Here is a 25,569-nt window from a genome sequence, read left to right on the forward strand (position 1 = left end):
AAGGCTTGTAAAGGGTATTTACGGGTTCGCCCCGTTGATGCATAGAAATGGTTTCTAAATGAAATCGGAATAATTTCATCAATGTCGATATAGGTCTCTAATAGAGAAAGAAAAGCAGGTTTGTCATTTTCAAATTTATCTTGGCAATCTTGAAAAATATCAGCCAAAGAAAGCTGTTTGTATGGTATCATAGATGTCAGAATAACTCCTTTCTTGGGTGTGTATGATAGTTTCTTTGAACAACTCTATTATACCATATCCAGTGAGGGGTTATTCTTTTTTAGTTAAGTGAAAATGCCGCATTTATGCGGCTTCTGGCGTTTCGCAAACGCCTAGTTTTCTTGAAAATAGTTGGAGGATTTTTTGATACTGGAATCAGAAAAGCCATATTTTATGCGGTCTGAAGATTCCGAGAGGCTATTTAATACAAATGGAGGTTTACGATGGGGATGAAGGATAATACTACAGGGTTTGCTGGTGGGGCTTCACCTAAAGCCATCAGTAGAAAGTTAGCTATGCTTTTTGGAACACTACTTATATGTAGTACTCTATTGGTGTAGAGTCTTATTCTTGGATTCGGGTATGGAATGATGAAGAAGCTGATTAATAGCTCCTTGAATAATGAAGTTGTAGTGGATGCAGGTCAGATTAACAAAGCACTGAATTCTATATTCTATTATCTGAATGGAATAGCAGACTCAACTGAAAAACTTCACTTTGAAGATAATGCTGAAATTATAGATTATTTGTCACAAACAGTAGGTAGATATGACCTTATTCCTACAGGAGCATATATTGGCACCAATACAGATGAATTTTTAGACCCATCAGGCTGGGTGCCTGGCGAAGATTATATGGTCACAGAAAAGAAATGGTATCAGCAGGGTATTGGATACGATAATACATGGTTTTACTACTATGATCAGCCATACTTTGATGCTGCGACAGGTGATTTGTGTGCAACAGTTATCCTTCATATTCATCTAAAAGATGGTAGAGAAGGTGTATTTGCAGCTGATTTGATTCTCACCGCATTACAATCTCAATTAAATGAAGTGACCCTCTATAAAACCGGTGGATGTATTATGGTCACAGCAGAAGGCCAAATTCTTTCGTATAGAGATACCACTCTTTGTGGAACCAATATCGCTGATAATTCATCAGACCAATTTTGGAAGGCAGTTGGAGAAAATCTCAGTGCTGAAGATAATGTGGTTTCAACAGTAAAGACACAGGGTGCAAGCTATTATATGGTTTCATCTACTGTAAGTGGAACCGACTGGAAGGTAATAGTATACGCTAAGAGAACAGAGGTATTGGAAGAACTTATCAGATTGGTTTATGTACTTATTGCTGCAACAATAATAGTTGTGCTTTTAGTTGTAGCACTTGTATTAAGAGTTCTTTCTAATATGATTAAAAAGCCTGTTACAATGCTTACAGAAAATATTGAAAAGATTGCAAGTGGTGATTTCACAGTTGAAATAACATCTACTGGTAATGATGAAATAGCATTTATGAATTCTGCTATGGGCAAATTTATAAATGGTATGAGAGATAGTCTGAGTGAAATAAAATCAGTTTCTACTAAGCTGATTGGAGATGCTCAGAATTCAAAGGATACTGCTGAGAATTTAAAGCTTGCAGCAAATGAGCAATCTGCTTCTATGAGCCAAATCAGGGATAATATTGATGATATGGCAGAAGCTGTAAATGAGGTTGCAGAAAACGCTACCGCTCTTGCTCATACTATTTCTGATGTTACGACAGAAGAAGAGCAGATTGAAGATATCATGAATCAGTTGGTTAAAAAGGCTGATGTGGGTCAAAACGACATGAAGTCTGTGGCTGAGGGAATGGATCACATTGTTTCTTCTATGAAGGACATGTCAGAAGCTGTACAGAGTGTAGATGATGCAGCACAGCAAATCACTCAGATTGTAGATATGATTAATTCTATTTCATCACAGACCAATCTGTTGTCTTTGAATGCTTCTATTGAAGCTGCCAGAGCAGGTGAGGCTGGAAAGGGATTTGCAGTTGTTGCTACTGAAATCGGAGCCCTTGCAAACAACTCTGCTGAGGCAACTAATCAGATAGTAGATATTATCAGAGAAATGTCTGATAGAGTAAAAGACCTTTCAGAGAAATCAGAGACTAATTCGCAGCTTATTGATGAAAGTTCAGGTTCTATTAATGCCGCAGCTGAGACCTTCCTTCAAATTACTACAGAGCTTAACAATGCCTCATCTACATTAAAAGATATGGCTGAACAGATGAGAAAGGTTAATGATGTGGCTACAAATATGGCATCTGTATCAGAGCAGCAATCTGCATCTACTCAGATGATTGCATCTAATGTTGAGAGAGTTACTATGGCATCACAGGAGGTTGCAGATTCCAGTGATCAGGTAGCAATTGCAGCAACAAACGTATCAAATGCAGTAGATACAATTAATAACAACTTGGTTAAGTTCACAATTGAAGCAAGTAATGAGATAAAAAATCAACTGTAATATAAGTGTAGATGCATTTACATGATACTTCTAAAGTGTTTATTGTAAAGGCAAAGTCACAATAAATTTACTGCCATTGCCGGGCTCACTCTCCACTAGAATAGTGCCGTGGTGAGCCTGAACAATGGCTTTTGTTATGGTAAGACCGATTCCTGCTCCACCTGTTTTTCTGGTTCTGGATTTATCTGTGCGATAAAATCTTTCAAACACGCGAGGCTGTTCCTCTTTAGAAATTCCTATGCCAGTGTCTTCCACAGCAAACTCCATTGCATTATCCTTTTTTGAAATAGAAATATTGATAGCGCCATCTTCATCTGTATATTTCAAAGCATTGGATAGAAGATTGGAGATGACTTGGCTGATTCTGTTTTTATCAGCAAAAATATTTACTGTGTCACCAACGAGGGATACACTAATATTTTTTTCACGGAAACCGGTCTCAAAGCTGGCTAAGATATTTTCTGCAAGTGTTTAGAGCGCATGTAATTGTTTCCTGACAGCTTGTACAAGCCATCCCTCCAACATTGATATGAATTGTTTTACTCATTTCACATACCTACCTTTTCTTTTGCGAGGATAATGTAGCAATTAGATATGTGGTTTTGTGTTGTTTTAAAGAAATTTGTTTTTCGGCATTATTATAAAGAGCACATAAGAATAGATGGATTTTTAGAGATGAAAAAAATAAAAAACTGCTCCATTACAGGAAAAATTGATGTAATGGAGCATGATGTAATGAGATTCGCCAAGGTGGCTAATCGTGTATGGGGCTGCCAGATGGACTTTGATCATCCAGAGGTAACTGCAAAGCCAGACATCAAGTGGAATTTCACAAAGTTCATCATCGATAGAAACGGTGAGGTTGTAGCTCGTTTTGAGCCTACAGCTGATGTTAAAGACATCGAAGAGTGCATTAAGACACTTTTATAATTTCAAATTATTAAAGCCTTGGGGTTATTTGTAATCCCCAAGGCTTTATTTTTGTGGATACAGTCTAAACTAATAAAGTCTCATTGGTTAGCCACCATGTCACAGAAATATTTATGAATGAGCAACGATTCATTAAGCTCAGGATGAAATGCAGTTACAAGCTGATTGCCTTGTCTAGCGGCTACTATATGACCATCAACTGTTGCCAGAGGTCTAGCTTTTTCTGAAACAGCTTTGATGTAAGGTGCTCTGATAAATGTCATGGGAACAGTACCAATTCCCTCGAATTCAGCTTCAGTGTAAAAGCTTCCAAGCTGTCTGCCATAGGCGTTTCTTTCAGCTACGATATCCATAGTCTGCAAGTAATTGCGATTGTCATTATTTATTTTATCTGCAAGAAGTAACAATCCTGCGCAGGTACCAAATACAGGAAGCCCATTTTCAATCATTTTTTTTATTGGAGCAAAAAGCTTGAGCTCTTTTAATAGCTTTCCCTGCACAGTACTTTCACCGCCAGGAATAATTAAACCATCGAAATCCTTTTCTAAATCAGGTAATTGTCTGATTTCTACAGTAGAAACTCCCAGCTTTTTTAGGATATTTTCATGCTCGATGAAGGCTCCCTGTAGGGCCAGTACAGCGATGTTCATTTTTACTTTCCCCTTTCAGCCATAAGTAAATCTATTTCCTGTTCATTAATTCCAACCATTGCTTCTCCTAAATCTTCAGAAAGCTCAGCAAGCATTTTTGCATCTGTAAAATTAGTGACAGCTTTAACAATAGCGGCAGCACGTTTTGCAGGATCTCCTGATTTAAATATTCCAGAACCAACAAATACACCCTCTGCTCCAAGCTGCATCATAAGAGCTGCGTCAGCAGGAGTGGCTACTCCGCCAGCAGCAAAATTTACAACTGGAAGCTTGCCATTTTCATGAACATATAGCACAAGCTCGTAAGGTACAGCAAGCTCTTTAGCTGTGTTGAAAAGCTCATCCTCTGACATCGAGCTGATGCGTCTGATTTCAGATTGCATTAAGCGCATATGTCTAACGGCCTGAACGATATCTCCTGTACCGGGCTCGCCCTTTGTGCGAATCATTGACGCGCCCTCATTTATTCTACGAAGAGCTTCCCCTAAGTCCTTGGCGCCGCATACAAATGGTACGTCAAATTTGGTTTTATCGATGTGATATTTGTCATCTGCTGGTGACAGCACTTCTGATTCATCGATGTAATCAATTTCAATAGCCTGAAGTATTTGTGCTTCTGCAAAGTGACCGATACGGCATTTTGCCATTACAGGAATTGATACAGCGTCCTGGATTCCTTTTATCATTTTTGGATCGCTCATTCGGGAAACGCCACCGGCTGCACGAATATCTGCAGGGATTCTTTCAAGTGCCATTACTGCGCAAGCACCTGCAGCCTCTGCGATTTTAGCCTGTTCTGGTGTGGTTACATCCATAATGACACCACCCTTTAACATCTGAGCGAGATTTTTGTTTAATTCATAACGATTATTAGACATTTTTAAATTCCTCCTTGCTTATGGGGGAAATTATAGAATATAATTGGATATATTAAATACCCAGTTTGGAGAAATAATATATATGCAAAACGAAAATAATGCCGCACATAACGAAAAAGTGCCCCAATACATACGTATTTACGATAATTTAAAAAAGAAAATTATTGAGGGAGATTATTCATATGGAAGTAGACTTCCTTCCAGGAAAACTATGGCTGATGAAATGAATGTCAGTGTAATAACCATAAAGCATGCCTATGAGCTTCTGTGTGATGAGGGGTATCTGGAATCCAAGGAAAGAAGCGGATACTATGTGATTTTTAAAAAGGAAGATGGCTTTGTTTCTACTGCAAAAATCATAAATCATGAAGGTCACTCCTATCATAGAACCACATATGCCTTTCCTTTTTCTGTATTAACAAAGGCTATGCGAAAAGTGGTGAATGACTATGGAGAAGCCATATTAGAAAGGCCTTCTAACAAGGGGTGTGAAGAAACAAGAGAGGCCATAAGAAAATATTTGGCCAGAAATAGAAATATACATGTAGATATCAGTCAAATCATCATAGGATCAGGCGCGGAGTATTTGTACAATCTTATAGTTGGTCTGTTTAGCAAGGATACAGTGTTTGCGCTAGAGTCGCCATCCTACAAGAAGATTGAACAGGTGTATAGAATGTCAGGGGTTACCTGTGAGATGCTGCCACTTGAGGAAAATGGTATTTCAAGCAGTGCTCTTTTAACCACAACGGCCTCTATACTACATATTTCACCTTACAGAAGTTTCCCGTCAGGGGTAACAGCATCCGCTTCGAAAAAATATGAGTATATAAGGTGGGCCTCACAGGGAGAGCGATACATAATAGAGGATGATTTTGAGTCAGAGTTTTCTATTTCAAGCAAACCGGAAGAAACAATGTTTTCCATTTCGGACAGGGACAATGTCATATATATGAATTCGTTTTCCCAGACCATATCATCATCATTACGTGCAGCATATATGGTACTGCCGAAACAGCTTACACAGATATTTGATGATAGGCTTGGGTTTTATTCGTGTACAGTGCCAACATTTGAGCAACTTGTGATAGCCCAACTGATAAATAGCGGTGATTTTGAACGACATATTAATCGAGTCAGAAGGAATAAGAGAAAGGCATAAAAATAGCCAATTTACTGTCCGCTCAAGGTGATAATCTACTAAAATTTAAAAAATGTCTATAATAGGCAATAATTGATAATTGTGGCGCAAGAATTGAAAATTAATGGCTTTTTAAATAAGTTACAATATTGTCACTTGAATGGGGAAGGGTAATAATACTCGAAATTTTACAGGGGGACAAACAATGAAAAGAAAAATGTTAAAGAGCTTATGCGGAAAGCTCTTGGCACTGGCATGCACATTTACAATGCTGCTTTCAGTGCCTGCGGTGGACGCTAAGGCGGCCAATGAAACACTCCTAAATACCTATGGAAGTGCATATGGTTATTCAGGAACATGTATTAATTTGTATCAGCTGCGTGATGCTGGCCAGTTGGCTACATTAAAGCAGCATTACAACAGTATTACACTTGAAAACGAAATGAAGCCGGATGCTTTGCTGGGAGGCTCAGCACGACTGATTTCAGTTTCTCAGGCAAAGAATCGTGGATATTATATCCCAGACAACTACCGTGAGTCTTATGTACCTGAAATCAACTTTAACACAGTTGATGAGGTAATGAAAATCTGCTACAACAACGGTCTTAAGATGAGAGCTCATACTTTGGTATGGCATTCACAGACACCATCATGGTTTTTCAGAAATAATTATGCTGGAAACGGTGGATTCGTAAATCAGCAGACAATGGATGCACGTCTTGAAATGTACGTAAAGACGGTAATGAATCACGTATATTTAAACCAGTATGGTAGTGTTGTGTATGCATGGGATGTTGCCAATGAAATCCTTCATGCAGAGAACTCAGGCTGGGAAGCAGTATATGGAAAAAACAAGGTAAATGCAACTTATGTAAAGAAGGCATTCAACTTTGCATATCAGACTCTTGAGTATTTCAAGCTTACAGATTCAGTTAAGCTTTTCTACAATGATTACAATACATACATGGAAGTAAATGATGTAATCAAGCTTGTAAATTATATTAACCAGGGTAAGAAGGTTTGTGCAGGTGTAGGTATGCAGTCTCACTTAGGTACAAATTTCCCTTCAGTTGATTACTACACATCAGCCCTCAATTCATTTTTAGGTGCTGGATTTGAAGTACAGATTACTGAGCTTGATATCAGCAACAAGGGTGATAGTGATTTAGCAAACTACACCTATCAGTTGATGAAGAATGTAAACAAAGCAAAGAAAAATGGCGGCAAGATTACAGGTGTAACATGGTGGGGTCTTTCTGATCAGACAACATGGGTAAAGAACCAGAAGCCACTGTTATTCTCTACACCAGGTAATCCAAAGCAGGCTTACTACAAAGCAATCCAGGCATATACAGAAACATTTGGTGCTGCGGGAAACACTCCAGTAAATCCACAGCCAACTAAGCCATCTGAAAACGTAAATACGAATTCAACTGCATCTATTGCAAATGGCTGGTACTATCTGAAGAATACAAATTCACAGAAGTATTTGACAGTACAGGATGATGCTGCAAAGCCAGCTGCAAATGTATGCATCAGCACAGGTACAGGTGTTAAAGGCCAGAAATGGTATGTTGAAAACAAGGGTGACGGATACATCACACTTAAGTCTGGACTTGGTGACTTTATGCTTGATGTGGCAAATGGTGTAGATGAGGATGGAGCAAATCTTCAGATTTACACAGCTTATGGTCATGATGCTCAGCAGTTTATCGTAAAGACTACAAAGAATAATGGTGTTTATACTATCGGAACAAAGTCTTCAGCTGCTACAAAATACGTAGATGTATATGAGCACAAGAAAGTGGATGGCACAAATGTATGTCAGTGGACATTCTATGGAAATCCAAATCAGGAGTGGATTTTTGAGCCAGTAAACAATTCAAATAATAATCAGGCATCTACTCTTCAGCAGCAGCCTACACAGCAGACACCGGCACAGGAGCCTGCTCAGACTCAGCCAGAGAGCAAGCCTGAAACAAAACCTGAGACAAAGCCAGAGACCAAACCAGCATCAAAGGGACTTGATTTAAGCTACTCTATCAACAGCTGGAATGGCGGCTACAATGTAAGCCTTAAGCTTGAAAATAATACAGGCTCAGCTGTAGATGGTTGGACAATCAAAATCAAAAAAAGTGATGTGACTATTGATTCGAGCTGGAATATGTCGGTTAAAACAGAGGGTAACTACTATGTAATCACACCTTCTGACTGGAACAAGACTATCGCAGCTGGACAGTCAGTAGAGATAGGCTTCCAGGGCAGCGGAGCAATCGGAAGCACAATCGATGCATCAGTTCAATAGAAATAATTAACAATCAGAAAATAACACCTGAGTAGAATTATCCTCCTCCCCATCAAGTATCAGACGAAAGAGGATAAATGTTATGAATAAACTTTATAAGAAAATGTTTGGAATACTCCTCACTGGAGCGATGATTCTAAGCCCGGCTATTACTGCAGATGCAGCATCTGTAGTAAACGGAAGTTATGTAAAGGGAGACAACGAAAACAATCCAATCGTTACCCAAAATTATGGAGCAGACCCAGGTGTGATGGTATATGGCGATACTGTTTATGTCTATACCACAAACGATACACAGCAGTTCACAGGCAATAATGAAAATAAATTTGACCGTATCAATCAGCTTAACTGCTATTCTTCAAAGGATATGGTGAACTGGACTGACCATGGTGCTTTCAATATTGCAGGAAAAAACGGCGCAGCAAAGTGGGCTAACAATTCCTGGGCTCCTACTATTTGCAGCAAAAGGATAAATGGTAAGGACAAGTTCTTCCTTTATTTTGCAAATAATGCAAGCAGCATCGGCGTGCTGACAGCGGACAGCCCAACAGGCCCTTGGAGAGATCCAATCGGCAGAGCTCTTATCACAAAGTCTACTCCAAACTGTAATGTGGAATGGCTTTTTGACCCAGCAGTTTTGGTGGATAGTGATGGTATTGGATATCTTTATTTTGGTGGTGGTGTACCAGCTGGACAGGCTGCGCATCCAAAGACCGCCAGAGTAATCAAGCTTGGAAATGATATGACAAGCACTGTTGGTACAGCAGCTACTATTGATGCACCCTATCTATTTGAGGATTCTGGAATCAATAAAATTGGTAATACTTATTACTATTCGTACTGCTCTAATTGGAATTGCAGCAATGGTTTTCGTAACGCCACAATTCAGGTTATGACAAGCCGCAATCCTATGGGACCTTTTACCTATCAGGGTGAGATTATGGCAAATCCTGCATCTGCCTTTAGGGGTTCGGACGGAAATAATCATCATCAGATATTTGAATTTAAGGGTAACTACTACATGGCATATCATACCCATACAGTAGAGACTCAGATTATAAGAAAGAATTTAGGATACAGATCAACTCACATCGACAGAGTAGATGTGTCTAATGGCAGAATCAACACAGTTAAGCAGACTCTTGCGGGTGTTCCAATGAATCCAAGCATTGATCCATATAGCTGGGTTCAGGCAGAAACATTGTTTACACAGGCTGGAATTACTGTAAAGGGCAATGGTGATGGATCGGCATGGGTTTCAAGCATTGATAATGGTGATTTCACAAAGGTAAAGGGTGTTAAGCTTTCAAATGGAGCCAAGAGCTTTACTGCCACAGTTTTAAGTAATGGAAATGGAAGCATAGACGTGAGAGAAGGTTCTCCATCGGGAAAACTTCTTTGCAATATTCCTGTTTCAAATACAAATGGCGCATTTAAGGACTTTAGCGCAAATGTTTCAAACGTATCTGGAACAAAAGATTTGTGCTTTGTATTCCATGGCAATTTTGCTTTTGACAGATGGATGGCTTCAGCTACAGAGCAGGGCAGCACTCCAGCTGTACAGGAACCTGAAAACGTAAATACGAATTCAACTGCATCTATTGCAAATGGCTGGTACTATCTGAAGAATACAAACTCACAGAAATATTTAACAGTACAGGATGATGCTGCAAAGCCAGCTGCAAATGTATGTATCAGCACAGGTACAGGTGTTAAGGGCCAGAAATGGTATGTTGAAAACAAAGGTGACGGATACATCACACTTAAGTCTGGACTTGGTGACTTTATGCTTGATGTAGCAAATGGTGCAGACGAGGATGGAGCAAATCTTCAGATTTACACAGCTTATGGTCATGATGCTCAGCAGTTTATCGTAAAGACGACAAAGAATAATGGTGTTTATACTATCGGAACAAAGTCTTCATCTGCTACAAAATACGTAGATGTATATGAGCACAAGAAAGTGGATGGCACAAATGTATGTCAGTGGACATTCTATGGAAATCTAAATCAGGAGTGGATTTTTGAGCCAGTAAACAATTCAAATAATAATCAGGCATCTGCTCCTCAGCAGCAGCCTACACAGCAGACACCTGCACAGGAGCCTGCTCAGACTCAGCCAGAGAGCAAACCTGAAACAAAGCCAGAGACCAAACCTGAAACTAAGCCAGCAGCAAAGGGCCTTGAATTAAGCTACACAATCAATAGCTGGAATGGCGGCTACAATGTAAGCCTTAAGCTTGAAAACAATACAGGCACTGCTGTAGATGGCTGGACAATTAAAATCAAAAAGAGCGATGTAACTATTGATTCAAGCTGGAATATGTCAGTGAAGACAGATGGAAATTACTATGTAATCACACCATCAGACTGGAACAAGACTATTGCAGCCGGACAGTCAGTAGAGATAGGCTTCCAGGGCAGCGGAGCAATCGGAAGCACTATTGATGCATCAGTTCAGTAAAAACCTAATCCTATTTATTAGCCACAAAATCTTTTTTTATCATATTAACACTCTAAATGGGTTGTAAAAAATTCTCTAAAAATGAAGGGTTCAGGGACTATCTTCGGATAGCCACTGAACCTTTTTAAGTCATTATGTTCTTTATGTTTTCAGTCGTTGTTCTGTGGCTAAATATATAGTATAATTTAGTCTTAGAATGATTTTTTTATTACTCCCAAAACAATTCATCTAGTGTTTTATCCAAAGCCTTACAGATGGCGATACAAAGCTTGATAGTAGGGTTGTAATCACCCTTTTCTATAGCACTGATTGTTTGTCTACTAACATCGCATAGTTTTGCCAAATCTTCTTGGGACAAATCTTTTGCAGCACGAGCTGATTTTAGACGTAGATTTTTCATTAACTAATTCTCCCATTTATCCATTGCTTTTCTTGCAAAAAAAACTACTGGAGTAATCCCATATACCAATGCCATTGCTAACTGTACAATTGGGCTGTTGCACTGTAATATTCCATTTTCGATGGCAAGAGGCAGTTCATCTAAATCAAGGGCAAAAGCTGCAAGATTGATGAATGCAATGGAGCCATACAAAATAAAAACGCCGGTTCCTTTTTGATTAACCTGTATGTAGGCGTGATTCCAAATGCTATAAGAGATGTCAACGGTAATACCAAGTACAATTGAAATGATGGCAAGCAAGGATGAAGAAAGTCTTATGAATGTATCACCCCAAATATAATCATATACAAAATATATTCCTAGAAAGCTGATAGTTGTAAGAAAAGCGACTTTACTGGCTTTGCCTCTATTTATCTCCTGCATTTCATCATAGTGCCCTTGATTATATTTTTGAGTAGGAATTAAAAATAGTAGACAGGTACCAAAAACTAGTGCAAATAGCACTAACATAAATATTTTTTTATTATCCATGACAGAACCCTCCTGAAAAAACATTATATTACTTATTACATAGCTTTAATTTAAGTATATACTCTATATGAAAAATGTCAAATATATTATACAAAATTCATATGGATTCACATCCTAAAGGCAGCCTATCATATATTCTAATGAATCACTATTATTTTATTCCTACAGCTGCAAGCACTTCATCCACAGTATTTACAGGAATGATTTCCAAATTATTTTTAACTTCTTCAGCGACATCTATTAAATCCTGCTCATTTTCAGCTGGGATAAATACCTGTTTTACGCCTGCACGTTCTGCAGCCATTAATTTTTCAGGTAGACCGCCTATGGCTGAAACCACACCTCTAAGAGAGACTTCACCTGTCATGGCAAATGTTGGCTTTACAGGGTTACCTGTTACAAGGGATGCAATAGCTGTGGTCATTGTGATACCTGCTGATGGACCATCCTTTGGAACGGCACCTTCTGGAACATGGATATGTAAATCGTTTTCTTCAAAAAGCTTTGACTTGTCAGGATACATGGATTTTACCAGGCTGACTGCAATTTGGGCTGATTCCTTCATTACCTCGCCGAGTTTACCGGTTATAATGATTCCACCCTTACCTTTTGTAAATAATGTTTCAATGTATAGAATTTTGCCACCTACTGCTGTCCAAGCAAGACCTGTTACTACACCAGGCTTTTGACTTTCTGGAACAGTATCGTGGTGAACCGGTCTCATATCAAGCTCAGTTCTAAGCTGTTCTGGTGTGATTTTCACAGGCTCATCTTCACCACGGGCTATCATCACAGCAGCGCCTCTGCATAGACTATCGATTCGTTTTCTAAGCCCACGCACACCAGCCTCTCTAGTGTAATCTGAGATAATGGTGTTGATTACATCATCGCTTACCTCAAGCTGCTTGTCATTTATGCCCATAGCATCCATTGATTTTGGAAGGAGATGTTTTCTGGCAATCTTTAGCTTTTCATCTGGTGTATAGCCAGTGAAGTTGATTACCTCCATACGGTTTAAAAGTGGGGCAGGAATGGTGTCGATGCTGTTGGCAGTGCAGATGAAAAGTACATCTGAAAGGTCGTAAGGCACATTCATGTAGTGGTCTGTAAAGGTGTTGTTCTGCTCTGGGTCAAGCACCTCTAATAGGGCGCTTGCAGGGTCACCATTATAGCTTTGAGAGAGCTTGTCAATCTCATCTAAAACCATTACCGGGTTGCTTACACCTGATTTTGAAATGGCATCCATAATACGTCCTGGCATAGCGCCAATATAGGTACGTCTGTGACCACGGATATCAGCTTCGTCTCTAACACCGCCCAAAGAAACTCTGGCGTATTTACGGCCTAAGCTTTTAGCAATGGATTTTCCGATACTTGTTTTACCAGTACCAGGGGCGCCTACAAATAACAGGATAGAGCCTGATTGCTTACGCTTAAGGTTCATTACCGCAATCTGCTGAATAATACGTTTTTTAACCTTTGCAAGGCCATAGTGATCTTCATCGAGAATTTTTTCAGCTTCAGGTAAATCTATGAATCTAGTCTCTTCCTTTTTCCATGAAAGGCCTGTCACGAAATCCAGATAATCATAAAGCATACCTGTTTCTGAGCTGTGGTGTCCCTCCTGCTTTAAGCGGTTTAACACCTTTTCAGCTTCTTTGCGGGCATCCTCGTTCATGCCGGAATCTTTGATTTTATTTTCAAAGCGCTGGATGTCAGTTACATTCTCAGGATGCATCTCATCCAATTCTTTTTGCAAATACTCCATCTGCTTTTTGATGGCTGATTCTCTGTATAAATCCTTGTATTCCTGTTCACGGGCAGTGTTGGCATCTGTTGTGACCTTTGTCACTTCCACGTATTCTACGATTTCCTGCTCCATCAATGCCATACGCTTGTTAACGCTGTCGTTTGCAAGTATATTTTGCATTTCCTCATTGGAATTTTTGAACCAGTATGAGAGGGACGCTGCAAGCTCTTCCACATTAGAAATGCCACTTAACAGTAGCTCTACGAAATTGGAAAACTGGAATCTCTTTGATAAATCCCTTACATCATTTTTTAGCGCTGCAAGGGTTTCAGCCTCTTTGTTGGTATCTAAAACATCCTCATCATTTCTGCGGGAAATGTTTAATTCTATTTCATGATTTTCATTTATAGAAATCTCTTCTACATTGATACGGCTGGTCACCGTTACGGTTACATAGCCATCAGGACTGATAGAAGACAGTGTACCTACAGCACCAATCTTATAAAAATTGTCTGCTGTCATCTCATTTCTGGCCTGATAATACTTGTTTTGAAGGATGATAACCTTTTCATCTTGAACAGCCTTACCAGCTAAAGATTTGAAGACATCTGTCTGGAAATACATGTTACCGCGGGATATTAATTGAATATTATAAAGTGGTAATACAATCATAATAGACCTCCTGTAATTGAAATCATAACTGTTCTGCTAGCAGACGCGTTCAATGAGTGCTAAGCATAGTGTAAAAAAATTAGCTCACTTTAGGAGCTATTTTTAATGAATTGTGCAAAATATAATTGTTAGGTTGATGATATCACCACTGAAATATGCTGTCAATAAATCAAATATTAAATAATTATAAAATTACAGAAGCAGACTCTAATTAAGGACTACCTCTGCACAGAAATTTTCCAAATCCTGAACCGATTGTTCAGTTAAAGCAAAAAGTTGTTCAGGGGTGGCATAGGACAACCTAAAATGATCGCCCACATGCACATCAGAAGCAAAGGCTATCTGTCCTTCTTCAGTGCAAGCCTCAGGAACTCTGGCTATCTGGTGGCCATTGCGCTCTAGTATCAAAGGAAAATCGCAAACATTCTGTACAAAATATTGGTTTGGGTTAACCTTTAAATACTTTGCATAAACTTCTGTGGCAGGATTTTTATCAATCTCAGAGACAATGTTGTCACCCTCAGTTTTGGTAATCGCCATTTCTCTGCCGATTGGTTGCCAGCCCAGATTATTCTCCATAAATAGTTTTAGGGTTGAGTTGATAAATGCAACTACAACAATACCATTAGCATAAACGTCCCTGCCATATACATGGGCAGTATTTTTTCTATTAATATTTCTGCCAGCTTTGATTCCAAACATAGGCAGCTTATGATGCCTGAATTCGTTTCTGAATACGGTTACGGAAATACTGTTTGAAGCATAGAACACCTGGAGACACTTTACATTATCCAATGTCTCTAGGATTTCGTTCATTACTCGGCCAGCCACAAATGATGTGGTGGTTTCCATATTGTAATCGTATTGAATTAGTTTCGTTTTAGTGAAAAATGTGACGGATAACTCCAGTGGAAAGAAGCTGATATCAAATTTCTCGCCGCCTAAATTTGCCACTGATACACCAGAAATACAAGCATCTGGAAAAGCATGATTTAATGTTTTAATAATCAAAGATTCATCTAAATCCAGGCGTGGATTATAAAGCTGCATCAAAACACCTGAAGCAGATTGAAATGCTGTTTCAGACTTAATATCACTAATGACATCATTTAGTTCGTTGAAATCATGAAAATGGTAGGTCTTTTGAATCATAGTTTTATTATCCAATGCTTGTTAACGGTTTAACTGACTAAATAATAACATCTATATTTGACATAACTGTGTTTTGTGCAACTTAGTTTTTTGCTATAAATAATATTGATATGTAGCTATCAGAAATGGTGGGAACCAGGTTTATTGACCAGATTTAATTCTTCTGTTAATATCCTATTAACCTAGTAGGTGGTAGGGATTTATCAGGATAAAGTGGAGGATAGTAAATATGAAAAAAATCTTACAGTTGACGACATTATTAATCATTACATCATTGACATTTATTGGCTGTGGAACTGCAAAGGCAAATGAGTCTGCAGAGACAGTGAAGATTGCTTATCTTCCAATAACACACTCGCTGGCTGCATTAGAAGAGGCTGATGAGCTTGCAGAAAATGATAATGTGCGAGTGGAGCTGGTAAAGTATGGATCATGGCCTGAGCTTTTGGATGCACTGAATTCAGGACAAGTGGATGGTGCCTCAGTTCTTATTGAACTTGCCATGAAATCAAAAGCTGAAGGCGTTGGAATAAAGGCCGTAGCACTTGGTCATAAGGACGGTAATGTAATCGTAGTATCAAATGATGTGAAAGACGGGGCAGATTTAAAGGGAAGAACAATTGCTATCCCACATCGCCAGTCATCACATAATATCCTGGTAAACGATGCCTTGGCAAAGGATGGATTGGCAATAGATGACATCAACGTAATAGAGCTTGCACCTACAGAAATGCCTTCGGCCCTTGCCGCTGGAACAATTGATGGCTATTGTGTGGCTGAACCATTTGGTGCTATGGGAGTTTCCATCGGGGCAGGAAAGGTACTTTATACTTCCGAGGAGCTTTGGGATGACTCAGTTTGCTGCGCACTTGTTTTGACAGATGATTTTATTGAAAATCACAAGGAGACAGCAAAGCTTTTCGTAGATGGATATAAAACAGCTGGAAACAATCTTGATGCAGATACTGCGAAAAAAGTAGCACAGAAATATTTAAATCAGAAGGATGATGTGCTTGATATTTCATTAAAGTGGATTTCATATGATGACCTTGATATTACAGAAGAACAGTACGGTGAGCTTTCTGAGAAGGTAAAGGATTATGGTTTGTCAGATAACCCACCTGCATACGAAGAATTTGTAAAGAATGATTTTTAATAATCAAAAGGGGAAAGCATGAAAAAATTAATCTCTATTAGATATGTAGTAGTTTCAATATTATTGCTTGTGGGATTATGGCAGTTGGCATTTATCATCAGTGATTATAGTGAAGCTCTGTTTCCTTCTCCGCTAATGGCTTTGCAGGCTTTGATAGAAATGATTTTAGATGGAACGCTTCTATTATCTATTTCAGCCAGCATGTATAGATTTGTAATAGGGTATGGCCTGTCTGTTATAATTGCAGTTTTTTTGGGACTTATTCTGGGTAGTTTACCAAAGGTATTTAATTATGTTAACCCATCTTTACAACTACTTCGTCCAATCTCTCCAACTGCTTGGATGCCTTTTGTAGTCTTGCTGTTTGGAATAGGTGATTTGCCAGCTATAGTGATTATTTTCATAGCAGCATTTTTCCCTGTGCTTCTGTCTACAGTTTCTGCGGTTTTAAAGATTGATGACATTTACTTTAGAGTAGCTGATAATTTCGGAATCAGACAGCCAGCTCTTATGTGGGAGGTAATTCTTCCCGCAGCTTTTCCACAGATTGCGAATGCTATTCATCTCGCACTTGGTAGCGCATGGATTTTTTTGGTAGCAGGTGAGATGGTAGGAGCTCAGTCAGGTTTGGGATATCAAATCATCGATGCAAGAAACAATATCAGAGCCGATATTTTGCTTGCTACTATTTTTGTTATAGGTGTTATTGGTTTGCTATTGGACTTTTTGATAGGATTGGCGGAAAAGAAAATTCTAAAGGCCTGGGGAGGTGAACAGTAATGTCATATATTCATATTGAAAATGCAGGTAAAACCTTTACTGAGAATGGACAAGAATTTACAGCCCTTTCAAACGTGAATTTGGATATTGAAAAAGGTGAGTTTATATGCTTACTTGGACCCTCTGGATGTGGGAAAAGTACACTTTTAAATGCTATTGCAGGTTTTGATTTGGCTAACAAGGGTATTGTTCAGATTGATGGGAAAGATGTGGTAAGTCCTAGTACAAAAAATGTTACCATCTTTCAAAATTACGGACTGTTACCTTGGCGTACTGTCATCAAAAATATTGAACTAGGTCTTGAGTCTAAGGGAGTTGAAAAAAGTGAGAGACGAGAAATAGCAAATAAATATCTTAAGCTTGTGAAGCTGGAAAATTTTGCGGATAGCTTTCCAAGACAACTTTCTGGTGGAATGAAACAGCGTGTAGCTATAGCGAGAGCCCTTGCGGTGGAGCCGGATATTATTTTTATGGATGAACCATTCGGTGCGCTAGACGCCATTACACGTATGAAGCTTCAGGATGACATCCTTGATATCTGTAAGAATGAGAAGAAAACAATTATTTTTGTCACACATGATATTGAGGAGGCTGTTTTTCTAGCTGATAGGATTGTTGTAATGACGCCAAATCCTGGCAAAGTTAAAGGCGTTTTAAAGGTACCTCTTCATCATTTTAGAGATAGAACAAGCGGAGACTTTCTATTGGTCCGCGATAAAATTTTTGACTTACTTAATATGAAAACTGAAGAGAATATCGAATACAACATTTAAGGTGATAATAACTGTAAAGGGAGAATTTTTTAGCATGAGCAATACACATAATGAACACCATACACATGAGCATGACCACGAACATTCACATAGTCATTCACACTCTCATTCCCATGGGAAAAATGGTGTAGAACACATCCATTCACATAGAAATCTTATTGGCTTTGATGAGCATGGAATTCCTACTGTTACATTAAAGGCAAGTGATCATGGTGGAGAGAGCAGTCCTGAGGATTTTACAAGAGACTACATGAATGCAGTTTCTGAATATAGAAAGACTTTCCCATCAAAGCAGGATGTGATAGACCAGACACCAGACCCTGCTGTTAGGGATATGCTTTTAAGAATGGAACAACTTGGTATCGATACAGCCTTTGACAGATTTGATGCTCAAAAGCCACAATGTAATTTTGGACTTTGTGGTACCTGTTGTAAGATTTGTAATATGGGACCTTGTCGTATCACTCCTAAATCTCCAAAAGGCGTGTGTGGTGCAGATGCAGACTTGATTGTAGCCAGAAATCTGCTTCGTTCCGCTGCTGCCGGAGCCGCCCAGCATGGAATGCATGCTCGTGAGGTTATGCTCACATTAAAGAAGGTGGCAGAAGGAGAACTCGACATCCCAATTCTTGGCGAACAGAAAATAAGAAGCACAGCCAGAGCATTTGGAATCAGGGAAAAAAGCAGACAGCTGAAAAATGTTGCTAGGGATTTGGCCGACGTTTTACTTGAAGATTTATCCAGAACAGTGCCTGATGATTACAAGACTATAAGAGCCTGTGCGCTACCTGAAAGACAGAAGGTCTGGGAGGAACTGGATATTCTTCCAATAAGTGCATATCATGAGGTTTTTGAAGCATATCATAAATCAGGGTGTGCAACTGATGGTGACTGGAAGAGTATCATGCAGCAATTCTTGCGTTGTGGACTAGCTTTCACATTTTCCGGTGTTGTAGGCGCTAGCATCGCTACTGATTCTCTGTTTGGCGTAGGAGATAGAGTTACATCCAAGGTTAATATTGGCGCTCTTGAAAAGGGTTATGTAAACATAGCTGTTCATGGACATCTCCCAACTCTTGTAAGCCAGATTGTGGCTGCTGGAAAGAGAGAGGATTTGTTAGAGCTAGCAAAATCCAAGGGGGCAAAAGGAATACGTTTTTACGGTATCTGTTGCTCAGGATTGTCTGCGATGTACAGAGACAGTGGAGTTATTCCTCTTTCTAACGCTGTATCAGCAGAACTTGTTCTTGGTACAGGAGCCCTCGATCTTTGGGTTGCTGATGTACAGGATGTATTCCCATCTATTATGGATGTTGCAAAATGTTTTAAGACTGTTGTAGTCACTACCAGTGACTCAGCGCGTCTACCAGGAGCAGAAAGATATGAATACGATCATCATCACAGTAATATTGGACAGACAAAGGAGCTTGCTGAAAAGATAGTAAGACGTGCTATTGAAAGCTTTGAGGGAAGAAAAGGAATCCCAGTCTATATTCCTCCATATGAGGTTGAGGCAGAGGTTGGTTTTTCGGTGGAATACATTCACAAGAAATTTGGTAGCATGAAGCCACTAGCAGAGGCTATCAAATCTGGCCAGATTCTTGGTGTTGTAAATATGGTTGGCTGCAACAATCCAAAGGTTCTTTATGAAAAATGTATTATAGATGTTGCTGATGAGCTACTCAAAAATAATGTACTTATCATCACAAATGGTTGTGCATCGTTCCCACTTATGAAGCTTGGCTATTGTGCTATATCAGGAAAAGAAAAAGCAGGAGAGTCGTTAAAGGAATTTTTAGAGCCAGATTTACCACCAGTATGGCATGTGGGTGAATGTATTGATAACACTCGCTCAACAGGCATATTTGCTGGAATAGCAGGAGAATTAGGTAAAAATCTTTATGAACTTCCATTTGCATTTTCATCGCCTGAGTGGGGAAATGAAAAGGGAATAGATGCAGCTCTTGGATTTAGACTTAACGGAATCAATTCATACCATTGTGTAGAGGCTCCAATCTATGGCTCAAAGAATGTAATTGAATTCCTTAAGTATGGAACAAAGGAGCTATTAGGTTCTACTATGAACGTAAATACGGACCCAGTTGAGTTGGCAAAGCTTATTGTGTCAGATATGAAGGAAAAGAGAAAAGCTTTAGGTTGGGATTAGTACAGCTAAATAATAAAACTAATATTGCTATTTACCTACTGACATAGTATGCTTTAGAAAAGAGCAGTAGGTTGTAGTAGGAGGGCTGTATTATGAAGTCTATTCTTATCAAAGATACTACTAAAGAAGAGCGGGAAGAAATTATTAAAGCATCCCTTGATTGTGGGGGAGGCTGTGAAAATTGTTCTTCATGTTGGCTAGGTGGAGGAAGTCCCTGGGATATTTATCAGGATTACATAGATGGCAGGCGTGAGATTTCCGAGATTAATGCTGATTATATGTCAGTATATCGTCAGGACAGACAAATAAAGTAGGTAAAAATATGGCTCCAGATATTTCATCTTCAACAATAGAAGAACGTAGAGAATACATAAAAAATACCTTTCCATGTATAGCCGACTGCGATATGTGTGGGCTTTGTAAAATCTTTCATGGAAAGGATGCCGAAACGGCTTATGATGATTATATAACGGGCAAGCGCTCCTATATGGAAGTATCTGCTGATTATAGGTGAGCGAGATAAGAATATTATTTCTTTGCATTCTCGAAAATTTTTGAAGTAGCCTTATAAACTACACTTGTCTTATCATTGCCAAGTGATTTTTGCAGCTTGTTATTGTAAGCCGAGGTGTTGTCGCAGGATGCAAAAGCATCGTAAACCTTTTTGTAATCTGGCGCACTAAGTTCAGCCCCTTTAAGGGCGGCTCTTAATTCAGCCTTTTGTTTTTCAGTAACTGTAGGTCGATTAGCAGTTTCTCTAGGTTTCTTTGACTGTGGCTTTGTCACAACCTTAGGCCTGGTGGATCTGGTAGTTGGCCTACTTTGATTTCCAGTTCTTCTGGTATATGTGCGACGAGTTTTCGTTTTTGGACTTTCTTCAGTCGTTTCTTCAGGATTTTCCTTGTTCACTTTTTCTTCTACAATGATAGATGGCTGGCGCTTTATTGCGTAGCCTCTTTCACCCCAAAAATCTACTACAGCATCAAATCCGGAATCCTTAGTGATTACATATATTTCATCAATAGAATTCTGCCCTAATTTGTAACCTAAATATGTGGTTAACTGAAAATCTAAATAGTTTTTTGCAGTTTTTTCAGCCTTCATATGCTCTATACTGGCAGCGGAGCTGGTGATGGCTATAAGCGATTCATAAGCTACAGTCTTTACCTTTGAACCATAAAAAATCACAACAATGTCATCGCATGTTAACTGGTCAACACCAATAACCCCTGCATCTGAAACATTCTCATAATCTACAAGATATAAGCGTTTATTGTTTTTTGTCACACTAATACTTTCGTTTACTTCAGTAACTTTATTTTCATTTTTAATTTCTTTATTAAATAATCCCATATCCAACCTCATACAGTTCAATAATTTGCGGTTTTATTGTATCACAGAATTGTGTAAAAATATTTGGCAAAATTTAAACATCATCATTGCAGTTATATGACTGCAGTGGTGGTGTTTTTTGTGAAAAAGTATTGGTCGGGTATAGCCTAATAGATTTAATCCTGGTTTTCTTCAATCCATTTCTTAACTAAAGACGAAAATTGATGGTAACTATCGTTAATTTCTTTATCTTTATCCCAGGCTACTACCAGCTGTCTCATAGGGTGATCTTTTATTGGGATTAGCTTTACGTCCTTGCTTTCTACGGAATTCCAGGAAGATGAAGGAACAAAAGCTATACCAAGATTTGCATCTATCATGGATCTAAATGAATCCACAGAATGGGCTTCAAAAATAATATTCGGTGAAAAATTATTTTGTTTGCAATAGTCATCTATAAAAATCCTTAGAGGGTTATTACTATCATAGGTGATAAATTTTTCATTCTGCAAATCTGAAAGCTGTATCATATGCTTTTTGCTTAGGGGATTTTTCTTATGAATGGCGACCATGATTTCTTCATCTGCCAGTTTAAAATAATCGTAAATCTTTGTATCTATAGGCAGCTGCACGATATTAAAATCACTGGTAATACCTTCCTTGCTTTCCCCTTGATATAGAACGATTTTCAGGTGAGGATCTGTGCGTTTAATATATGATATAAGCTTGTCTGCAATGCGCACGCCACTGACGATTTGTATAGAAATAATCTGTGGTTCCTCTTCTTTAAGCTTATTGATACCATCGTCTAATGTGTTTAAGGCCTTGTCCACATTTTTAAGAAAGGCTTTTCCATTAGTGTTCAGGGAGATGTTTTTTCCATTTCTATCAAAGAGCTGACAGTTCAGCTCCTGTTCGAGCCTTTTAATGGTCTTACTGATTGCAGATTGTGGAATCATATGATAAGCGGCAGCCTTAGAAAAATTTTCGAATTTTGCGGCAGTTCTAAAGTATCTCAATTGTAGTAATTCCATAATTATAGTCCCTTCTCCTTATACCCTGCAGTATATATGATTATATAGGATTTGATTATTTCGAACAACGATTATATGAAATAGGATATTTGATGGAGTAAATAATACTTTTAGCAAATATAAAGAAAGGAGCATTCATGAAAAAATTTTTAAGGGGGAATTTGTTTGCAGTACTTTCTGCTGGGTTGATTAGCGTGTTTATTCCTGGGTTTGCATTTAATGCGCAGGCAGCAGTATCCTACGATGAGTATCTGCAGGTGCAAATTGGTGACGACAAAAAAGGTATGCGATTGTACGAAGATGGACTGTATGAGACTACAGTAAATGTTCCATCTTCTGTGGATACCTACCAGATTCTGGCTGACGATGAGGTTATAAAAGAAGAGTCTATAGATACAAATGGTCAGTCAAAGAAAGTGCTTATAAGATACTATTCAAAAGACGATAAAGTGGTAACAAGTCTTGATGAATCTTTAGACTCTAATGGTAATTTAGTTCAAGGTGTAAAAAAGGTTGCAAACTGGACAGGAAACTTTTTTAATGCAAAAAAGGTAGAAGAGTTTAAACAGTTTGGTAGCTGGGATCAAAGCTATGGAAATACATATTCTAGATTGAATTACGTAGGCGGTGGTATTTTCAACAGAGAATTCGTATATACGATACCTCAAGCAGATTCAAAATATGCATACAAAATTAATTTTGATGGTGCCTGGAACAACGGTGAGATTGGTGATAATGGTGGCAACATGTACGTTATCTTTCCAGGTGGTGAAGGAACTGACAAGTTTTTCATTTGGGCTGATTCTGTACACCAGACTACCTTCAATTCTATAAATGATGATGAAACAGTATTTAAGCTTGCATCAGATGATTCTGAAGCTGGTGAGGAATATAGCGTTCCTGCTGGACTGGCAGATGTAAATCTGGTACTGAAAAGAGGGGATGAGTCTCATTCCTTTGAAATGATTCAGACCAGCAAGGACAGTTACATGGTGACTGTTTTTGTAAAGCCTGGGTTTTACAGCTGGAACGATTCGGTAGATGGCAACAAAGGGGCGCAAAAAGGAACATTTACAGTAGATAAGGATTCTGCAGTTACCTTCTATTATTCTGTGGACCCTGATGATTATGCTATGAGAAATACTGTAGTAAATCCAAATCTTTATTACGGCGATGAGACTGAAGATGAAGAAGCACCTGAAGAAGAGCAGTATGATGATGGCTATATCGTTGAAAGCAACAAAGTCCTTCAGTTAGATTTGTCTGCAGGTGAGACAGTGGTAGATGATGGGCCATATGATGTAAAAATACTTATGATAGGTAACAGTTTAACTCGTTACAATGATGTGGCTTCAAAGGTAAAGAACCTGTTTGAGTATGCTGGTATCAAGGCAAAAATAGATGTAAAGGCTCAGATGTCTGCTTCTCTGTCAGACCATGCCACAGTAGCTGCACGCACATATGAGGATTTGATAGCAAATGGCGGTTATGATTATGTAATCCTTCAAGACAAATCTTCTGGATTTACAGAAGAAATGCTTGTGGAAGGTGTGACTGGATTTATTCCATGGCTGGAAAACTCTAATAGCAAGCTGCTTTTATATATGCCATGGGCAAATGAAGATGTATTTGAAACAATGCAGGATACATTTACTTCAGCTTACAAGAATGTTGCTGCTGAGTACGACGCACTTTTAGCTCCTAGTGGAGTGGCATACTACGATTTATATTTCAATCATAATAAGCATTGGTATCGTAAAGGCGATAATGTTCATGGAAATGATTTGGCTTCATTGATATCTGCCAGCTCAATATTCTATGCTATCAATAATCCTGACAAGCCTTTAGAATTTACTGAGGATAATATGGCGGTGGTAAAGAAACTCGTAGAAAGCGATGAATATCGTAATTACGTAGTGGATTATGATGCTAGCACTGTTAATCTAATTCAGAAAACAGCATATAAATATGCTAACAAATATAATGATAGAAAGAAGGCTGAGCCTGAAAAGAAGCCAGAGAAAGATTCAGAGAAGGAGCCTACAAAAGAGCCAGAAAAAGAACCAGAAAAAGAACCAGAAAAGGAAGAAGTAAAGACTCCTGAAACAGTTTCCGAAAAGGAACCAGAGACAAAGCCAGTAGAGAATAATAATTCAAACAAAACTGTAGAGAATAATAGTTCAAACAAAGCTGTAGCGAATAATCATTCCTCAAGCGCAAGTTCAACTTCAAAAAATGATGCACCTAGCAGCCCATCAAAGGAGGCTACTGAAACTAGTCAATCTACAATTAATACTGGTGTAGCTGAGGCGGTTCAGATATCAGAACCAAAAGCTCCAACAAAGGGACCTAAGAAAACCAGTAAAAATGCTGTGGCAGTAGGCACAAAATTTACATCAGGTGGATTATCATTCAAGGTGACAAAGGCTTCAAAAAATGCATTTGAGGTTCAGGTATTAAAGTCTACAAAAAAGACACTTAAAAAGCTTACAATTCCAGGAACTGTTAAGTACAACAAGCAGACCTTCAAAGTAACATCAGTTCGTGCAAATGCATTTAAAAATAACTCTAAGTTAAAGACTGTTACCATTGGAAAAAATGTGAAATCTGTTGGTAAAAAGGCATTCTATGGATGTAAGAATCTTAAGACTGTAAGCATGAATGGAAGCAAGGCAAAGACAATAGGAACTGATGCATTTTCTGACACAAGCGATAATATCGTATTTACGGTAAATAAGAAAACGGTAGATGATTATAAAGAATCATTAAAGGGTAATGCACCATCTAAATATAAAGTGAAGAAGGTAAAATAAAGCCTTTTAGTTTATGAGTAGAAGAAGAAATTTTTATTTCGACTTCTACTCTTTTTATTGTTTTGAAAAATTTTTATAGATGTATGTACGTAGTTTCACAAAAAAGTGCCTGATAAGTATTATAA

General features: G+C 38.5%; 20 protein-coding genes and 2 pseudogenes. 12 read left to right on the top strand and 10 right to left on the bottom strand.

Translation table 11 applies throughout. The annotated features are described in order from the left end of the window. Nucleotides 1-191 (bottom strand): annotated as a pseudogene (locus BLV53_RS14915) (ISNCY family transposase); the annotation flags it as partial. A gap of 396 nt (nucleotides 192-587) precedes the next feature. On the opposite strand from BLV53_RS14915, the gene BLV53_RS14920 reads away from it, so the two are divergent. Further along, a complete protein-coding gene (locus BLV53_RS14920) occupies nucleotides 588-2,516 on the top strand; it encodes a methyl-accepting chemotaxis protein (protein WP_242879120.1) in 1,929 nt (642 codons plus the stop codon). A gap of 39 nt (nucleotides 2,517-2,555) precedes the next feature. Here the strand turns inward: BLV53_RS14920 and BLV53_RS14925 are convergent, their stop codons facing one another. Then, nucleotides 2,556-2,972, bottom strand: coding sequence for a sensor histidine kinase (locus tag BLV53_RS14925; RefSeq protein ID WP_090302315.1), 417 nt, complete (start codon nucleotides 2,970-2,972; stop codon nucleotides 2,556-2,558). Nucleotides 2,973-3,308: 336 nt separating this feature from the next. Here BLV53_RS14925 and BLV53_RS17755 point away from each other — a divergent pair. Beyond that, a pseudogene (locus BLV53_RS17755) lies at nucleotides 3,309-3,446 on the top strand (glutathione peroxidase); the annotation flags it as partial. An 80-nt stretch (nucleotides 3,447-3,526) separates the two neighbouring features. On the opposite strand, the gene pdxT reads toward BLV53_RS17755, so the two are convergent. Both pdxT and pdxS read right to left on the bottom strand, forming a co-directional pair. Continuing rightward, entirely contained in the window at nucleotides 3,527-4,096 is a 570-nt protein-coding gene (gene pdxT / locus BLV53_RS14935; protein WP_090302318.1) for a pyridoxal 5'-phosphate synthase glutaminase subunit PdxT, read from the bottom strand. A gap of 2 nt (nucleotides 4,097-4,098) precedes the next feature. Further along, nucleotides 4,099-4,974, bottom strand: coding sequence for a pyridoxal 5'-phosphate synthase lyase subunit PdxS (gene pdxS, locus BLV53_RS14940; protein WP_090302320.1), 876 nt, complete (start codon nucleotides 4,972-4,974; stop codon nucleotides 4,099-4,101). 82 nt (nucleotides 4,975-5,056) lie between these two features. Between pdxS and pdxR the strand changes: the two genes are divergently transcribed. The 3 genes from pdxR (at nucleotide 5,057) to BLV53_RS14955 (ending at nucleotide 10,884) form a co-directional block, all read left to right on the top strand. Next, on the top strand, nucleotides 5,057-6,136 hold the full coding sequence (pdxR, locus tag BLV53_RS14945; protein ID WP_090302323.1) for a MocR-like pyridoxine biosynthesis transcription factor PdxR: 1,080 nt from the start codon (nucleotides 5,057-5,059) through the stop codon (nucleotides 6,134-6,136). Between the two features lie 184 nt (nucleotides 6,137-6,320). Further along, entirely contained in the window at nucleotides 6,321-8,420 is a 2,100-nt protein-coding gene (locus BLV53_RS14950; RefSeq protein WP_090302325.1) for an endo-1,4-beta-xylanase, read from the top strand. Nucleotides 8,421-8,502: 82 nt separating this feature from the next. After that, the gene (locus BLV53_RS14955; RefSeq protein ID WP_090302327.1) at nucleotides 8,503-10,884 is read left to right on the top strand and encodes a family 43 glycosylhydrolase; all 2,382 of its coding nucleotides are present in this window, start codon (nucleotides 8,503-8,505) and stop codon (nucleotides 10,882-10,884) included. 208 nt (nucleotides 10,885-11,092) lie between these two features. Here the strand turns inward: BLV53_RS14955 and BLV53_RS14960 are convergent, their stop codons facing one another. The 4 genes from BLV53_RS14960 to BLV53_RS14975 form a co-directional block, all read right to left on the bottom strand. After that, complete coding sequence (locus tag BLV53_RS14960) at nucleotides 11,093-11,284, bottom strand: helix-turn-helix transcriptional regulator (RefSeq protein WP_029319104.1); 192 nt, start codon at nucleotides 11,282-11,284, stop codon at nucleotides 11,093-11,095. A 3-nt stretch (nucleotides 11,285-11,287) separates the two neighbouring features. Then, entirely contained in the window at nucleotides 11,288-11,815 is a 528-nt protein-coding gene (locus BLV53_RS14965; RefSeq protein WP_090302329.1) for a hypothetical protein, read from the bottom strand. Nucleotides 11,816-11,966: 151 nt separating this feature from the next. After that, nucleotides 11,967-14,237, bottom strand: a complete 2,271-nt coding sequence (gene lon / locus BLV53_RS14970) for an endopeptidase La (RefSeq protein ID WP_090302331.1) — start codon at nucleotides 14,235-14,237, stop codon at nucleotides 11,967-11,969. A 207-nt stretch (nucleotides 14,238-14,444) separates the two neighbouring features. After that, nucleotides 14,445-15,389, bottom strand: a complete 945-nt coding sequence (locus BLV53_RS14975) for an FIST N-terminal domain-containing protein (protein ID WP_090302333.1) — start codon at nucleotides 15,387-15,389, stop codon at nucleotides 14,445-14,447. Between the two features lie 229 nt (nucleotides 15,390-15,618). On the opposite strand from BLV53_RS14975, the gene BLV53_RS14980 reads away from it, so the two are divergent. From BLV53_RS14980 to BLV53_RS15005, 6 genes are all read left to right on the top strand, one after another. Next, nucleotides 15,619-16,545: an ABC transporter substrate-binding protein gene (locus BLV53_RS14980; RefSeq protein WP_090302335.1), complete on the top strand. Its 927-nt coding sequence runs from the start codon at nucleotides 15,619-15,621 to the stop codon at nucleotides 16,543-16,545. Nucleotides 16,546-16,563: 18 nt separating this feature from the next. Then, entirely contained in the window at nucleotides 16,564-17,325 is a 762-nt protein-coding gene (locus BLV53_RS14985; protein WP_090302337.1) for an ABC transporter permease, read from the top strand. After that, nucleotides 17,325-18,098: an ABC transporter ATP-binding protein gene (locus BLV53_RS14990; RefSeq protein ID WP_090302339.1), complete on the top strand. Its 774-nt coding sequence runs from the start codon at nucleotides 17,325-17,327 to the stop codon at nucleotides 18,096-18,098. The genes BLV53_RS14985 and BLV53_RS14990 overlap by 1 nt, the downstream gene beginning before the upstream one ends. Nucleotides 18,099-18,132: 34 nt before the next feature. Next, complete coding sequence (gene cooS, locus BLV53_RS14995) at nucleotides 18,133-20,265, top strand: anaerobic carbon-monoxide dehydrogenase catalytic subunit (protein ID WP_090302341.1); 2,133 nt, start codon at nucleotides 18,133-18,135, stop codon at nucleotides 20,263-20,265. 92 nt (nucleotides 20,266-20,357) lie between these two features. Next, nucleotides 20,358-20,579, top strand: coding sequence for a hypothetical protein (locus BLV53_RS15000; RefSeq protein WP_090302343.1), 222 nt, complete (start codon nucleotides 20,358-20,360; stop codon nucleotides 20,577-20,579). A gap of 8 nt (nucleotides 20,580-20,587) precedes the next feature. Beyond that, nucleotides 20,588-20,779, top strand: coding sequence for a hypothetical protein (locus BLV53_RS15005; RefSeq protein WP_090302345.1), 192 nt, complete (start codon nucleotides 20,588-20,590; stop codon nucleotides 20,777-20,779). A 14-nt stretch (nucleotides 20,780-20,793) separates the two neighbouring features. Here BLV53_RS15005 and BLV53_RS15010 read toward each other — a convergent pair whose 3' ends face one another. Together BLV53_RS15010 and BLV53_RS15015 are read right to left on the bottom strand one after the other, a co-directional pair. Further along, complete coding sequence (locus tag BLV53_RS15010; protein ID WP_090302348.1) at nucleotides 20,794-21,618, bottom strand: PIN domain-containing protein; 825 nt, start codon at nucleotides 21,616-21,618, stop codon at nucleotides 20,794-20,796. Nucleotides 21,619-21,773: 155 nt separating this feature from the next. After that, on the bottom strand, nucleotides 21,774-22,631 hold the full coding sequence (locus BLV53_RS15015; RefSeq protein ID WP_090302350.1) for a LysR family transcriptional regulator: 858 nt from the start codon (nucleotides 22,629-22,631) through the stop codon (nucleotides 21,774-21,776). A 137-nt stretch (nucleotides 22,632-22,768) separates the two neighbouring features. Here BLV53_RS15015 and BLV53_RS15020 point away from each other — a divergent pair, with 137 nt between their 5' ends. Next, a complete protein-coding gene (locus BLV53_RS15020; RefSeq protein ID WP_090302353.1) occupies nucleotides 22,769-25,444 on the top strand; it encodes a leucine-rich repeat protein in 2,676 nt (891 codons plus the stop codon). Nucleotides 25,445-25,569: the final 125 nt, after the last annotated feature.

The sequence above is a fragment of the Pseudobutyrivibrio sp. ACV-2 genome (genome assembly GCF_900107545.1).
Taxonomy (GTDB): Bacteria; Bacillota; Clostridia; order Lachnospirales; family Lachnospiraceae; genus Pseudobutyrivibrio.

Excerpts from the sequence above, each read along its gene's own strand:
- pdxS (WP_090302320.1), bottom strand. The coding sequence starts at position 4,974 with ATGTCTAATAATCGTTATGAATTAAACAAAAATCTCGCTCAGATGTTA.
- BLV53_RS15020 (WP_090302353.1), top strand. The coding sequence starts at position 22,769 with ATGAAAAAATTTTTAAGGGGGAATTTGTTTGCAGTACTTTCTGCTGGG.
- lon (WP_090302331.1), bottom strand. The coding sequence starts at position 14,237 with ATGATTGTATTACCACTTTATAATATTCAATTAATATCCCGCGGTAAC.
- BLV53_RS14985 (WP_090302337.1), top strand. The coding sequence starts at position 16,564 with ATGAAAAAATTAATCTCTATTAGATATGTAGTAGTTTCAATATTATTG.
- BLV53_RS15000 (WP_090302343.1), top strand. The coding sequence starts at position 20,358 with ATGAAGTCTATTCTTATCAAAGATACTACTAAAGAAGAGCGGGAAGAA.
- pdxR (WP_090302323.1), top strand. The coding sequence starts at position 5,057 with ATGCAAAACGAAAATAATGCCGCACATAACGAAAAAGTGCCCCAATAC.
- BLV53_RS14975 (WP_090302333.1), bottom strand. The coding sequence starts at position 15,389 with ATGATTCAAAAGACCTACCATTTTCATGATTTCAACGAACTAAATGAT.
- BLV53_RS14960 (WP_029319104.1), bottom strand. The coding sequence starts at position 11,284 with ATGAAAAATCTACGTCTAAAATCAGCTCGTGCTGCAAAAGATTTGTCC.
- BLV53_RS14955 (WP_090302327.1), top strand. The coding sequence starts at position 8,503 with ATGAATAAACTTTATAAGAAAATGTTTGGAATACTCCTCACTGGAGCG.
- BLV53_RS14990 (WP_090302339.1), top strand. The coding sequence starts at position 17,325 with ATGTCATATATTCATATTGAAAATGCAGGTAAAACCTTTACTGAGAAT.
- BLV53_RS15010 (WP_090302348.1), bottom strand. The coding sequence starts at position 21,618 with ATGGGATTATTTAATAAAGAAATTAAAAATGAAAATAAAGTTACTGAA.
- BLV53_RS14980 (WP_090302335.1), top strand. The coding sequence starts at position 15,619 with ATGAAAAAAATCTTACAGTTGACGACATTATTAATCATTACATCATTG.
- BLV53_RS14920 (WP_242879120.1), top strand. The coding sequence starts at position 588 with ATGATGAAGAAGCTGATTAATAGCTCCTTGAATAATGAAGTTGTAGTG.
- BLV53_RS14965 (WP_090302329.1), bottom strand. The coding sequence starts at position 11,815 with ATGGATAATAAAAAAATATTTATGTTAGTGCTATTTGCACTAGTTTTT.
- BLV53_RS15015 (WP_090302350.1), bottom strand. The coding sequence starts at position 22,631 with ATGGAATTACTACAATTGAGATACTTTAGAACTGCCGCAAAATTCGAA.
- BLV53_RS14950 (WP_090302325.1), top strand. The coding sequence starts at position 6,321 with ATGAAAAGAAAAATGTTAAAGAGCTTATGCGGAAAGCTCTTGGCACTG.
- cooS (WP_090302341.1), top strand. The coding sequence starts at position 18,133 with ATGAGCAATACACATAATGAACACCATACACATGAGCATGACCACGAA.
- BLV53_RS15005 (WP_090302345.1), top strand. The coding sequence starts at position 20,588 with ATGGCTCCAGATATTTCATCTTCAACAATAGAAGAACGTAGAGAATAC.
- pdxT (WP_090302318.1), bottom strand. The coding sequence starts at position 4,096 with ATGAACATCGCTGTACTGGCCCTACAGGGAGCCTTCATCGAGCATGAA.